Source organism: Streptomyces sp. NBC_00459, from assembly GCF_036013955.1.
In the GTDB taxonomy this organism is placed as follows: domain Bacteria; phylum Actinomycetota; class Actinomycetes; order Streptomycetales; family Streptomycetaceae; genus Streptomyces.
Genome location: NZ_CP107903.1, coordinates 3,501,224 through 3,514,407 on the forward strand (window position 1 = coordinate 3,501,224; position 13,184 = coordinate 3,514,407).

Annotated in this window: 9 protein-coding genes; 6 read left to right on the forward strand and 3 right to left on the reverse strand. The window is 70.4% G+C overall.

Annotation, left to right across the window (positions count from 1 at the left end; genetic code table 11):
• The first annotated feature begins 420 nt into the window (after positions 1 to 420).
• The 6 genes from OHN74_RS15045 to OHN74_RS15070 all read left to right on the forward strand — a co-directional run bounded on the left by OHN74_RS15045 (position 421) and on the right by OHN74_RS15070 (position 7,250).
• Positions 421 to 2,268 carry a glycoside hydrolase family 3 protein gene (locus OHN74_RS15045; protein ID WP_327695078.1) on the forward strand — a complete coding sequence of 616 codons (1,848 nt, stop codon included), beginning with the start codon at positions 421 to 423 and terminating at the stop codon, positions 2,266 to 2,268.
• Positions 2,269 to 2,432: 164 nt separating this feature from the next.
• On the forward strand, positions 2,433 to 3,122 hold the full coding sequence (locus OHN74_RS15050; RefSeq protein ID WP_327695079.1) for a hypothetical protein: 690 nt from the start codon (positions 2,433 to 2,435) through the stop codon (positions 3,120 to 3,122).
• Between the two features lie 160 nt (positions 3,123 to 3,282).
• On the forward strand, positions 3,283 to 5,853 hold the full coding sequence (locus OHN74_RS15055; protein ID WP_327695080.1) for a sensor histidine kinase: 2,571 nt from the start codon (positions 3,283 to 3,285) through the stop codon (positions 5,851 to 5,853).
• Positions 5,850 to 6,278: a roadblock/LC7 domain-containing protein gene (locus OHN74_RS15060; protein WP_327695081.1), complete on the forward strand. Its 429-nt coding sequence runs from the start codon at positions 5,850 to 5,852 to the stop codon at positions 6,276 to 6,278. Before OHN74_RS15055 ends, OHN74_RS15060 begins: the two co-directional genes overlap by 4 nt.
• Positions 6,275 to 6,664, forward strand: a complete 390-nt coding sequence (locus tag OHN74_RS15065; RefSeq protein ID WP_327695082.1) for a DUF742 domain-containing protein — start codon at positions 6,275 to 6,277, stop codon at positions 6,662 to 6,664. The genes OHN74_RS15060 and OHN74_RS15065 overlap by 4 nt, the downstream gene beginning before the upstream one ends.
• The gene (locus OHN74_RS15070) at positions 6,645 to 7,250 is read left to right on the forward strand and encodes a GTP-binding protein (protein ID WP_443060393.1); all 606 of its coding nucleotides are present in this window, start codon (positions 6,645 to 6,647) and stop codon (positions 7,248 to 7,250) included. Before OHN74_RS15065 ends, OHN74_RS15070 begins: the two co-directional genes overlap by 20 nt.
• A gap of 75 nt (positions 7,251 to 7,325) precedes the next feature.
• Here OHN74_RS15070 and OHN74_RS15075 read toward each other — a convergent pair whose 3' ends face one another.
• From OHN74_RS15075 to OHN74_RS15085, 3 genes are all read right to left on the reverse strand, one after another.
• On the reverse strand, positions 7,326 to 8,786 hold the full coding sequence (locus OHN74_RS15075; RefSeq protein ID WP_327695084.1) for a S28 family serine protease: 1,461 nt from the start codon (positions 8,784 to 8,786) through the stop codon (positions 7,326 to 7,328).
• Between the two features lie 142 nt (positions 8,787 to 8,928).
• Positions 8,929 to 9,333 (reverse strand): hypothetical protein, encoded by a 405-nt coding sequence (locus OHN74_RS15080; RefSeq protein ID WP_327695085.1) that lies wholly within the window; start codon positions 9,331 to 9,333, stop codon positions 8,929 to 8,931.
• A gap of 96 nt (positions 9,334 to 9,429) precedes the next feature.
• Positions 9,430 to 13,173: an ABC transporter ATP-binding protein gene (locus OHN74_RS15085; RefSeq protein WP_327700130.1), complete on the reverse strand. Its 3,744-nt coding sequence runs from the start codon at positions 13,171 to 13,173 to the stop codon at positions 9,430 to 9,432.
• Positions 13,174 to 13,184: the final 11 nt, after the last annotated feature.

Genomic DNA, 13,184 nt, shown 5'->3' on the forward strand with positions numbered 1-13,184 from the left:
TGTCGGTTGTCGGTGTCGGTTGTCGGTTTGCTGCGGCGCCGTCGTGGCTTGTCGCGCAGTTCCCCGCGCCCCTTGGGGGGCGTTGCCCCATCGTTCACTCCCGTACCAACTTTCCGGAACGGGCCGCTGTCCGGGAACCCACCTCCGCCCCGGCCCGTCCAACCGGCACGACTGCCGGATGAGTCACCGCTGTGCGGTGTCGGCCTCGCTGCTGGCTGCGAACGCTGACCTACCCTCTCCAAACCGCCTGCGGCCGGCAGCGAGCCGTCACCGGTGCGCCCCCCTCCGATGCGCCGGTGACGGCCCCTTTCCGGGGGCATTCGGCCATCTCGCGTTAGCGTGCGCACTCTTGACTGGAAGAAACTTCCCGGTTATTCGTGACTTCTCGGAAGTTTCCTTCACGAGGGAAGGAGCGCACCCGTGCGCGACCAAGCTGAGCAGAACGCCGAGCCGAACGGGACCACTGCCCGCCCTTCCAGACGCGCTCTCCTCGCCGCGACCGCCGGCACCGGTGCGGCGCTCACCCTCGGCGGTGAGGCGCATCCGTCCGACCGTCACGACAGCGACGCGCGACTTCGCCGGATCATCTCCCGTATGACCCTGGAGGAGAAGGTCGGTCAGCTGTTCGTCATGCGGGTGTACGGGCACTCCGCCACCGCGCCCGACCAGGCCGACATCGACGCCAACCTCACGGAGATCGGCGTACGGACGGCGGCCGAACTCGTCGCCAAGTACCGGGTCGGCGGGATCATCTACTTCTCCTGGGCGCACAACACCCGCGATCCGCATCAGATCGCCGACCTCAGCAACGGCATCCAGAAAGCCTCGCTCGCCCTTCCCCGTGGACTGCCGGTCGTCATCGCCACCGACCAGGAGCACGGCATCGTCGCCCGCGTCGGCCGGCCCGCCACTCTCCTGCCCGGGGCCATGGCCCTCGGCGCGAACGGCTCACGCACCGACGCGCTGACCGCCGGCCGTATCGGCGGCGCCGAACTGCGCGCCCTCGGCATCCGCCAGGACTACGCGCCGGTGGCCGACGTGAACGTCAACCCCGCCAATCCGGTGATCGGCGTACGGTCGTTCGGCGCCGATCCGAAGGCCGTCGCGGGGCTGGTCGCCGCGCAGGTCATGGGGTATCAGCGGTCCTCCGTCGCCGCCACCGCCAAGCACTTCCCGGGGCACGGGGACACCGCCGTCGACAGCCACTACGGCTTCCCCGTCATCGAGCACACGCGCGAGCAGTGGAGCAGCATCGACGCGCCGCCGTTCCGCGCCGCGATCCGCGCCGGCATCGACTCGATCATGACGGCGCACATCATGGTCCCGGCCCTCGACGACTCGGGCGACCCCGCCACCCTGTCCCGTCCGATCCTCACCGGGATCCTGCGCGGGGAACTCGGCTACGACGGAGTCGTGGTCACCGACTCGCTGGGCATGCAGGGCGTACGGGAGAAGTACGGCGACGACCGTGTTCCGGTGCTCGCGCTGAAGGCCGGGGTCGACCAGTTGCTCAACCCGCCGTCGCTCGACATCGCCTGGAACGCGGTCCTGACGGCGGTCCGGCAGGGGGAGTTGACCGAGGCGCGGCTCGACACCTCCCTGTTGCGCATCCTCCGGCTCAAGAACCGGCTCGGGCTGCTCGACCGCCCGTACGTCACTCGTGCGGGGGTCGACCGGGCCGTCGGCGTCCGGGGCCACCTCCTGGCCGCCGACCGGATCGCCGAGCGGACCACCACCCTCCTCGTCAACGAGGGGAAGGTGCTGCCCCTTTCCCGGGAGACCCACAAGAGGGTGCTCGTCGTCGGGGCCGATCCCGCGTCGCCGTCCGGGACCACCGGTCCGCCGACCACCGTGCTGGCGAACGCCCTCACCGAACTGGGCTTCACCGCCACCGCCCTGTCGACCGGCACCGCCCCCTCCGCCGCCGTCATCGCCCGGGCCGTCGCCGCCGCCGGCGAGGTGGACGCGGTGCTCGTCGGGACGTACAACCTCGGCGGCACGAGCAGCCAGCGGACCCTCGTCACCCAACTGCTCGCCACCGGGCGGCCCGTGGTGTGCGTCGCCGTCCGCAATCCCTACGATGTGGCCCAACTGCCCGCCGCACAGGCCTACTTGGCCACCTACTCCTGGACCGACGTCGAACTCCGGGCCGCCGCACGGGTGATCGCGGGACGGGTCCGGCCGCGCGGAAAACTGCCGGTGCCGGTGCTGCGCGCGGACGATCCGACGCGGGTTCTGTATCCGATCGGTCACGGACTGTCGTACTAGCGGCGGGAGCCGAGGGGGCGTACACGTCGTACGTCGCACAACCGGCGCACCACCCCCAATAGGCGCAAATCCGCTGAACTTCCGGCGTGGCTCTGGCGTCGCGGGCCACGCTGGGCGCGGGTACTCGGGGGGATGCGATGCGCGAAGTGCGTTCTGTGGGGTCCATGGGGCCCGTGGGAGTGGTGTGCGGGCGGCTGATCACCTGTGCGCTGCTGATACTGGTCGCGGTGTTCACGGCGACCGGGTGCCAGTTGTCGTCGGACGGCCCGGCGGGCGGTTCGGCGGGCGACTCGTCGCAGGGAGCGGCCTCGGGGGCCGCCGAGGGTACGGCTGTCGACCAGCGGCCCGCGGCGCCCCGGCCCACCGGCTACGGCACCGTCTTCCTCTCCATCGACGAGTGCAGTTCCTTCGGCATCACCAGCTTCACCGAGGTGCCCTGCACCAGCGAGCGGGCGGCGGCCCGGGTCGTGGCCCGCTACGACGGCAGGGTGACCGACGGTCCGTCCTGCCCGGCGACCACCGACTTCGTGCTGCACATCAGCGAACAGCGGCCCGCCGCCGACGAGGACGGCGACGGGACCGTCCCACAGGGCTACGCCTGTATGCGCAACCTCCAGGCCCCGCACCCCGGGGACCCGGGCGGCGGCGGAGGCCCGCGCACGATCGTCGGCGACTGTGTGTACAGCGCCGGGCGCGGGGAGGTGCGCGAGACGGCGTGCGACGGGAAGGGGGAGAGGAAGCCGGAGTACCGGGTGACCGAGGCCGTCGGCAAACGCTTCAACTGCCCGACTTCCACCGCCCTTTACGTGCAGTTGGGCGGGGAACGGCCGGTGGGATGCGCCAAACCGGTATGAAGGATTCCATTTCCTCGACTTCATCGGCCGCGTAACGAGTCGTTCCCATTCACCGGAACATCTGTTGTGATGAATTCGTGAATCGGTAGGCTCCCCCCTGTCATGGCGCGGACCACTTATTTTCGGACAGTCCGTCAGCACTCACAGGCCGGGAACCTCTGTGGCACTCCACGCACGCACGGCGCGACAGCCGAAGGACCGGGCTCCGAAGCGCCAGTTGTCCGTACGGACCATGCTCCTTGTCCTGGCTCTGGTGCCCTGTCTGGCCCTGGTCGCTCTGGGCGGTATGGACTCGAACCACCTCTACGGCGACTGGCGGACCGTCCACGACCGCAACGCCGAGGCGAAACGCTTCGGCCCCCCGCTCGTCACCGTCTTCTTCAACCTCCAGGAGGAGCGGCGGCTCAGCGCGGCGATGCTCGCGGACTCCGGGGCCGACCGGTCCGACCTGACGCGTCAGCGTGAACTCACCGACAGGTCCGTACGGAACCTCACCGCGGTCGGCGCCGCCCCGAGCGCTCTTCGCGAGCCCTTCCAGGAGGTCACCCGAGGGCTGAAGAAGCTGCCGGGCTACCGGGACGCCGTGGACCGGCGGTCGACCTACCAGCAGCAGACGTTCGACGCGTACACCGACGTGATCGCGTCGAGCATGGAGCTGTTCGAGAACTTCAGCAACGTCGGCTTCGGCGAGACGGCCGTCCTCACCCGGCCGGCGCTCGACGCCCAGTGGGGCCAGGAGATGATCTCGCGCGAGGACGCGATCATCACCGCCGGAACGGCGGGCGGCAGGCTCACCGGTGAACAGCGCTTCCAGATCGCCGAGATGATCGGCAGCCAGCGGCACATCTACAGCGACAAGGTCGTCCCCCAGCTCTCCGACACCCGGGCCGAGACCTACCGGGCGGTGCTGACCAGCGCCGACTGGAAGCGGAAGACCGCGGTCGAGCAGAGCATCCTCAACACCGAGGGCACCGGCGCCGACGACCGGACCACCGTCTCCGCCTCGCTCGGCAAGAAGTGGCGGCAGAGCATCACGGGGATCACCCCGCAGCTGCTGGGGGCCAGTGACGAGTACTCCGAGGACCTCGTCGCCGCCACCGAGGACGAACTCGACGACCTGATGACCCACATGATCGTCAACAGCGCGGTGAGCACGGCGGCCGTGGCGCTGATGCTGTTCCTCTCCCTGCGCCTGACCGGAACGCTGCGCCGCCGGATCTTCGGCCTGCGTGCCGAGGCCCTCGAACTCCAGGAGCGGCTGCCCGACATCGTGGAGCGGCTACGCAAGGGCGAGAAGGTCGACACCGACGCCGAACTGCCCGAGATCCGCCACGGCGACGACGAACTCGGCCAGCTCGGCCAGGCACTGAACCAGGCCCGCGGCTCGGCACTGGAGACCGCCGTACGGGAGGTCGAGCTGTACCGCGGCTTCGAGCGGCTGCTGCAACGCATCGCCCGGCGCACCCAGTTGCTGATCGGCATGCAGCTGAAACGTCTCGGCGAGATGCAGCGGCGGCACGAGGACCCCGAGGTCCTGGAAGGCCTCTTCGACCTCGACCATCTGGCGGCCCGGCTGCGCCGCTACGAGGAGAACCTGGTGATCCTCGGCAGCGGAACACCGCAACGCCGCTGGCGCAGGCCCGTCCTCCTGCTGGACATCCTGCGCTCCGCCCAGGGCGAGGTGCAGGACTACCGGCGCATCCGGATCGACACCGACGGCGAGACCTGGCTGTCGGAGCGTGCCGTCGGCCCCATGGTCCACCTCCTCGCGGAGCTCATGGAGAACGCGGTGTCCTTCTCCCGGCCGCCGACCCCGGTCGAGGTGACCGCCTCCCAGGTGGGGCGCGGGGTCGCGATCGAGATCGAGGACCGCGGCATGGGCATGGACCCGGAGCAGTACGCCGAGGCCAACGCGCTGATGGCCGCTCCGCCCCGCATGGACGTGATGTCCCGCGCCGACGACGCCCGTCTCGGCCTGTACGTCGTGGCCCGGCTCGCCGCCAACCTGGGTCTCCAGGTCGAGTTGCGGCCCTCGTCGTTCGGGGGCACCCGGGTCGTCGTGCTGGTTCCGGCTGAGCTGATCTCCGCCGGTCAGCCGGTGCAGGGGCAGCCGGTCGCCCTTCCGGCGGCCCCGGAGCACATGACTCCCCCGGCCGCCCCCCTCCCGGACCGGCTCGCGCTGCGCTCGGCGACCTCCCGCACGGGACGGGCGGACACCACTCGCCCGGCATCCCCGGCTGCGCCCGTCCCGGCCCCCCTCACGCCCCGCGCAGCAACGGGCCACGGCGGACCGGCGGACACCGACACCCGCGCCGTACCCCGGTCGCGCGCCGCGCACGCCGCCGACCAGGAGGGGTACGCGCGTCCGCTCATCGGCCCCTGGATCGCACCGTCGACACCGCCGGCCCGCCCGGCCCCCGCACAGGCATCCGCGCCGGCTCCCACCACAAGCCAGAACCCCCTGCCCCGGCGTGTCCGGCAGGCCAGTCTCGCCAGCGAACTCCGGGAGGCTCCCCCCTCGTACGACACCGAACTGCCGCGCGCCGGATCCGGCACCTCGGCTCAGCCGCTCCCCCGCCGGACGGGTGCCCGATCCGGGGCCACCGTCGGTGCTTTCCAGCGCCAGTCCAGGGCCGCCCGGCTCAGGCCCGACGCCGAACACCAGCCCAGCCACCAGCCCACCAATCCCTCACCGGGACCCGACGGGGCCCGGAAGGAAGACGGACGATGACTCTGCGAACCACTGCCACCAACTCCGACCTCGACTGGCTGCTCGACCGCCTGGTCGACCAGGTTCCGGGCACCCGGGCCGCCATCGTGCTGTCCGACGACGGGCTGGTGGTGAGCCAGTCCAGCAGCGTCGCCCGGGTCGACGCGGAACGCCTGGCCGCCATCGCCACCGGTCAGCAGAGCCTGGCCCGTGGAGTGGGCGAGGTCTTCGGTGGCGGGGCCGTACGCCAGGTCATCATCGAGCTCGACGAGCTGTGGCTGTTCGTCAGCACGGCCGGCCGGGGCACGCATCTGGCGGTCGTGGCGGACCAGGAGGTCGACGCCGAGGTGATGGCCGTGGCCATGGACACCCTCGTCCAGCAGGTGGGACAGCGGCTGGGCACCGAGGTACGGGTCCAGCGGCTGGAGGGCGGGGGGCGTGAGTGAGCCACTGGGCGGACGAGTCGCCGGACGACGATGAGGCCGAGGAAAGCCTCGTCAGGCCGTACACGATCACCCATGGACGTACGGCCTCGGTGCGCGACGACCTCACCCTCATCACGGTGATCGTCGCCGTCGCGCCCCACGAACGGCACAGCGACCGGGGTCTGCAGCCCGAGCACCGCGTGATCCTCCGGCAGTGCCGTGCGCCGGTGGCCCTCGCCGAGGTCGCCGCCGGGCTGAACCTGCCCGTGGCGGTGACGAAGATCCTCGTCGGCGATCTCATCGCGCTCGACCGGGTGACGGCCCGGCCGCCGCTCGCGGTCGCGGCCGGCCAGGAACCCGACATGACTCTTCTTCAGGCGGTGAAGGATGCCCTACTCAGACTCTGACGAACAGACCGGGTCACAGGTGTCCGTGGCCGGGACGCCCACCGCGCCCGCCGCGGTCAAGATACTGATCGCGGGCGGCTTCGGCGTCGGCAAGACCACCATGGTCGGCTCCGTGAGCGAGATCCCGCCCCTGCACACCGAGGAGCAGCTGACCGTCGCGGGGCTGGACGTGGACGACCTCGACGGGGTCGAGCGGAAGACCACGACGACCGTGGCACTGGACTTCGGCCGGATCACGGTGAACAGCCGACTCGTCCTGTACCTGTTCGGCACTCCGGGCCAGGAACGCTTCTGGTTCATGTGGAACGACCTGGTGCACGGGGCGCTCGGCGCGGTCGTCCTCGCGGACACCCGGCGGCTGGAGAGCAGTTTCGCGTCGATCGACTTCTTCGAGAGCCGTGGCGTCCCCTTCGTGGTCGGCGTCAACTGCTTCCACGGGCTGCGGGACCGCACGGTGGACGAGGTGCGGGACGCGCTCGATCTCGACCCGAGCATCCCGGTCGTCATGGGCGACCTCCGGGAGCGGCTCGACAGCCGGGACCTGCTGGTGGCTCTGGTCAACCGGCTGATGGCGGACGGTATCTGACATCACGAGGCTGAGGCCCGGTGGCAGCTGCCACCGGGCCTCACCTTGATCAACCACCCATACTCTCCACGGCTGTTACGGCCGCAGGGCGGGCTCCCGCTCGATGTCGCGCTTGTCGAGCCTGGCGTCGTACGTCGCCAGCGGCTTGGCCACCGACGGGTTGGACCGGACGGCGGTCGAGGCGACGCCCGCCCACTCCAGGATGCGGGCCGTGGCGAGCGCCTTCTGCTCGGGGACCAGACCCGCGACGTTCGCGCCGTGGTTCAGGCCGGGGGCGGTGAAGACGTACGAGTCCTTCGCGCCCTTGCCGAGGCGGAACGGCTCGGCACCCCACGGGTCGTTCTGCCCGTACACGAACAGCATGTGCTGGGCACGGTGCTGGACCCAGTTGTCGACGTCACGCATCGCCCGCGGCTGGAACTTCATCGAGATGTCCCGGGGGACGAAGTTGCGCGGCGGCTGGTAGCCGTAGCGGATGTACTTCTTCTCGATGTGCGGGAACTTGATGGTGGGCGCGCCGAGTTGGGTGCCCGCCTGGTAGTAGTACGGCGTGTACGGCTCCAGGCCCTGGTCGGTGTAGTTGACGAACCCGGAGATCGTGTCGATCGAGGTCCAGATGTCGTCGTCGGTCGCGTTCTTCGCGTCCGCCGGGATGGACTCGCAGTCGGCGAGCAGGCTGTACTGCCAGAAGCCCCAGACGTAGTCGAGGACGACGGCCTCGTACGCGCGGTCCAGGCTGCCGATGGTGGTGAAGGTGAAGCCCTCGGCGGCGGCGACCTCCGTGTACCTCTTCTCCAGCGGCTCCCGGCGGACGAGCGCCTCGCGCTGGACGGCGTTCAGCCGGTCGCGGCACTCCTTGGTGCCGACGGTGGCGAAGAACCGGTCGTACGCCGAGTCCTCCTTGTTCACGACGTCGTTGGGGGCGACGTACGCGACGACGCCGTCCATGTCGCGCGGGTAGAAGCGCTCGTAGTACGTGGCGGTCATGCCGCCCTTGGAACCGCCCGTGGACAGCCACTTCTTGGCGTAGATCTTCTTCAGCGCCGTGAAGACGCGGTGCTGGTCACTGGCCGCCTGCCAGATGTCCAGCTTGGACCAGTTGGCCGGGTCGGGCCGGGACGGGGTGAAGAAGCGGTACTCCAGGGAGACCTGGTTGCCGTCGACGATCCGCGTCGGCTCACTGCGACCGGGGTTCGTGTTGACGAAGTACCCGCTGGTGAAGAAGACCGTCGGGCGCGAGACGTCCTTGTGCAGGACGGTGATGCGCTGCTGGAACGTGCCCTTGGACGGGTGCCGGTGGTCGATCGGCTGGGTGTAGTTGAGGACGAAGTACCGGTAGCCGGTGTACGGCTTCTCCTGGATCAGGCTCATGCCCGGTATCGCGAGGAGCTGGTCCTTGATGTCCGAACTGGCAGTGCTGGTACTGCTCCTGGTGCCGGACATGGCTTCCGGCGAAGCGGCGGTCGCCGCCCCCGCCGTACTCGCCGTGCCTATGAGCACGGCCAGCGCGAGCAGCCATCTGAGCGCCTTGCGCATGCACCCTCCCCTATGAAACATCTGTGCGCCGGAAGCTATCGGAGCAACTGGCGACGCACCAGGGGACATAGGGGAATCCCTCGGGCCGGGGATCGGAGAATAGGGTTCGGGAAGGAGTTCGGGAAGGAGTTCGGGAAAGGGCTCAGCACCGAATCCAGCCAGAACTGACCGATCCGCGCCCGACCTCGCCCTCGATCCACACCTGCCGTCGTCCCGCGTGCACGGTCACCGGTCCGGCCCGCTTCGAGAAGTTCCCCGCGTCGACGACCGGCCGCCCGCCCCGCGCCCGTACGCTCACCGACATCCACTGACGGGCGCCCGGCCGCTTGGGCACGGTCACGGCGCAGACGTAGCCGCTGCGCCGGTAGATGCGCACCTCACCGGTGGAGAAGGTCAGCGTGCGCACCTTGCGGCCCGAGCACGCGGTGGCACCGGAGGCCGCCGAGGCCGCGTCGGCCGTACCGGGGCTCGCGAGGGACAGCATCCCGGACGCGGTCAGCACGGCCAGCCCGAGCGCGATCCGTCGCCGTACCGAACCAGCGCTCACCGTCTCCCCTCCCGTTTCCCGTTACCGCGCAATACCGTACTGATGTACGGACGCGCGGCACCTGTCGAACGGTTGCGTGGATTTTCGGCGGGGCGTTCAGGGGCGGGCCGAGGTGACCGGTTCCTCCTGCTCCGGGGCGCCCACGAAGGTCCGCCACAGTTCGGCGTACCGGCCGTCCAGGGCGAGCAGTTCCTCGTGGGTGCCGTCCTCCGCGACCCGGCCGTGGTCCATGAGCACGACCCGGTCGGCGCGGGCCGCCGTGGTCAGCCTGTGGGCGACCACGAGGGTCGTACGGCGGCCCGCGAGGCGGTCGGTGGCCTGGTTGACCTGGGCCTCGGTGGCCAGGTCCAGTGCGGCCGTCGCCTCGTCGAGAAGCAGGATGTCCGGGTCGACCAGTTCCGCGCGGGCCAGTGCGATCAGCTGGCGTTGCCCCGCCGAGAGGTTGCGTCCGCGCTCGGCGACCTCGTGCAGGTAGCCGCCCTCCAGCGTGGCGATCATGTCGTGCGCCCCGACCGCCCGGGCCGCCGCCTCCACCTCGGCGTCGGTGGCGTCCGGCCGCCCGTAGGCGATGGCGTCCCGCACGGTCCCCTGGAACAGGTACGCCTCCTGCGGCACGACCCCGAGGCGATGCCGGTACGAGGTGATGTCGAGGGCGCGCAGATCGGTGCCGTCGACGGTGACCCGGCCGCCGGTCGGGTCGTAGAAGCGGGCGACCAGCTTCACGAGCGTCGACTTGCCGGCGCCCGTCTCCCCGACGAAGGCGACGGTCTGCCCGGCCGGAATCGTCAACCGGACGCCGCTCAGGGCCTCTTCGGCGTCGTCGCCGGACCCGTACGCGAAGTCCACGTCCTCGAAGGCGATGTCCCCGCGCAGGGAGAGCACCTCCAGCGGCTCCTCGGCGGCCTGGGTCGAGGTCCGCTCCTGGAGCAGCTCCTGGATACGGCCGAGCGATACCGTCGCCTGCTGGTACCCGTCGAAGACCTGCGAGAGCTGCTGCACGGGAGCGAAGAACAGGTCGATGTAGAGGAGGTAGGCGACCAGCGCACCGGCCGTCAGCGTCCCGTTCTCGATCCGCCCCGCTCCCACGACCAGTACCGCGGCGGCCGCGACCGAGGCCAGCAGCTGCACGAAGGGGAAGTACACGGAGATCAGCCACTGCCCGCGCACCCGGGCCCGGCGATAACTGTCGCTGCCCTCGGCGAACCGCTCGGCGCCCGTCCGTTCGCCCCGGAAGGCCTGCACGATCCGCAGTCCGGCCACCGACTCCTGGAGGTCGGCGTTGACCACGGACACACGCTCACGGGCGAGTTCGTACGCCTTCACGCTCGCCCGGCGGAAGTAGAACGTGCCGACGACCAGCACCGGGATGGTGACGAAGACGACGAGCGCGAGCTGTACGTCGATCACCAGCAGGGCGACCATGATGCCGAAGAAGGTGACGACGGAGACGAACGCGGTGACCAGTCCGGTCTGCAGGAACGTGGAGAGGGCGTCGACGTCGGTCGTCATCCTCGTCATGATCCGGCCGGTCAATTCCCGTTCGTAGTAGTCGAGTCCGAGGCGTTGCAGCTGGGCGAAGATCTTCAACCGGAGTGCGTACAGCACGCGTTCACCGGTCCGGCCCGTCATCCGCATCTCGCCGATCTGCGCCGCCCACTGGACGACGACGGACACCAGGGCGAGTCCGGCGGCCACCCACACGGCGCCCAGGGCGAGTTGGGAGACACCCGAGTCGATGCCGTGCCGGATCAGGATCGGCAGGAGCAGCCCCATCCCGGCGTCGACGGCGACCAGCCCGAGGCTCAACAGCAGCGGCTTCCCGAAGCCGCGCAGCAGCCGCTTCAGGCCGTACGACTCCTCGGGCGTGACCGCGCGTGCCTCGTCGATGCCCGGGGTGTCGGCGGCCGGGGGCAACGCCTCGACCTGGGCGAGGAGTTCGGGCGTGGCGGGCATCCCGGCGAACGCGGTGTCCTTGGGCTCGCGGTCGCCGTTCCACAGCCTGGGCGTGACTCCGCGTTCGGCGTCGAACTCGGCGTCCAGCTCGTCCCGTACGGAGGTGTCCTCGGGCGGACAGGAGGGCAGGGCGCGGCCGGGTGAGACGCCGCCCAGCTCGTCCGGGTCGGTCAGCAGCCGCCGGTACAGGGCGGAACGGGCCTGGAGTTCGTCGTGGGTGCCGAGGTCGGCGAGGCGTCCGCCGTCGAGGACGGCGATGCGGTCGGCGAGGCCGAGGGTGGAGCGGCGGTGGGCGATGAGGAGAGTCGTCCGGCCCTCCATGACGTGCTTCAGCGCCTCGTGGATCTCGTGCTCGACGCGCGCGTCCACGGCGGAGGTGGCGTCGTCGAGGACGAGGAGCCGGGGGTCGGTGAGAATCGCGCGGGCGAGCGCGACGCGCTGCCGCTGGCCGCCGGAGAGGGTGAGGCCGTGCTCACCGACCTTGGTGTCGTAGCCGTTCGGCAGCTCGGCGATGAAACGGTCCGCCTGGGCGGCGCGCGCGGCGGTGAGGATCTGTTCGTCGGTGGCGTCCGGGCGACCGTACGCGATGTTGTTGCGGACGGTGTCGGAGAAGAGGAACGAGTCCTCGGGGACGAGCCCGATCGCGGACCGGAGCGAGTCGAGGGTCAGTTCGCGGACATCGTGCCCGCCGATCAGCACGGCCCCGCGCGTCACGTCGTAGAAGCGCGGCAGGAGGAGGGAGACGGTCGACTTGCCGGACCCGGAGGAGCCGACGACGGCGAGGGTCTCGCCGGGCCGGATCTCGAAGCTGAGCCCGGAGAGTACGGGCCGGTCCTCGTCGTACCCGAAGGAGACGTCGTCGAACTCGACGGTGGCGGGGGCGTCGGCGGGCAGGTCCTTGTGGCCGTCGGCGAGGGAGGGCCGGGTGTCGATGAGCTCCAGGACGCGCTCGGTGCCTGCCCGCGCCTGCTGCCCGACGGTCAGCACCATGGCGAGCATGCGGACAGGGCCGACGAGCTGGGCGAGATAGGTGGAGAAGGCGACGAACGTACCGAGCGTGATGTGCCCGCCCACGGCCAGCCAGCCGCCCACGGCGAGCATGGCGACCTGCCCGAGCACGGGCACGGCCTGCAGTACCGGGGTGTAGACGGAGTTGAACCGGATGGTCCGCAGCCGCCCCGCGAAGAGCCGCCGCCCGACCTCCCGGAGCTTCCCGGTCTCCTGCTCCTCCTGCCCGAACCCCTTCACCACGCGTACGCCGGTCACGGCGCCGTCCACGACACCGGCGACGGCGGCGGCCTGGGCCTGCGCGTACCAGGTGGCCGGGTGGAGCTTCGTACGGCTGCGCTTGGCGATGATCCAGAGGGCGGGGGCGACGGCGAGGGCGACCAGGGTGAGCGGGAGCGACAGCCAGGCCATGATCGCCAGGGAGATCACGAAGAGCAGCACGTTCCCGAGGGTCATCGGGAGCATGTAGAAGAGGCTCTGGATCAGCTGGAGGTCGCTGGTGGCCCGCCCGACGATCTGGCCGGTCGACAGCTCGTCCTGGCGGCGCCCGTCGAGCCGGGTGATCGTCTCGAACATCTCCGTCCGCAGGTCGTACTGGACGTCGAGGGCGAGCCGTCCGCCGTAGTAGCGGCGGATGTAGGTGAGGACGTAGACGAGGACGGCCGCGACGACGAGCGCGCCCGCCCAGGGGGCCATGGAGCGGCTCTTGTCGCCGATGACGTCGTCGATGATCACCTTGGTGATCAGCGGGACCAGCGCCATGAGGGCCATACCGCCGAGGGACGCGCCCAGGGACAGCACGACGTCCTTCGGATACCGCCAGGCGTATCCGACCAGCCGCCGCGCCCATCCCGATACAGGTACCGGTACCTCTTCCACCTCTTCCGGTA

Coding starts and splice junctions, on each gene's coding strand:
- OHN74_RS15050 (WP_327695079.1), top strand. CDS start 2,433: ATGGGGCCCGTGGGAGTGGTGTGCGGGCGGCTGATCACCTGTGCGCTG.
- OHN74_RS15060 (WP_327695081.1), top strand. CDS start 5,850: ATGACTCTGCGAACCACTGCCACCAACTCCGACCTCGACTGGCTGCTC.
- OHN74_RS15070 (WP_443060393.1), top strand. CDS start 6,645: ATGCCCTACTCAGACTCTGACGAACAGACCGGGTCACAGGTGTCCGTG.
- OHN74_RS15075 (WP_327695084.1), bottom strand. CDS start 8,786: ATGCGCAAGGCGCTCAGATGGCTGCTCGCGCTGGCCGTGCTCATAGGC.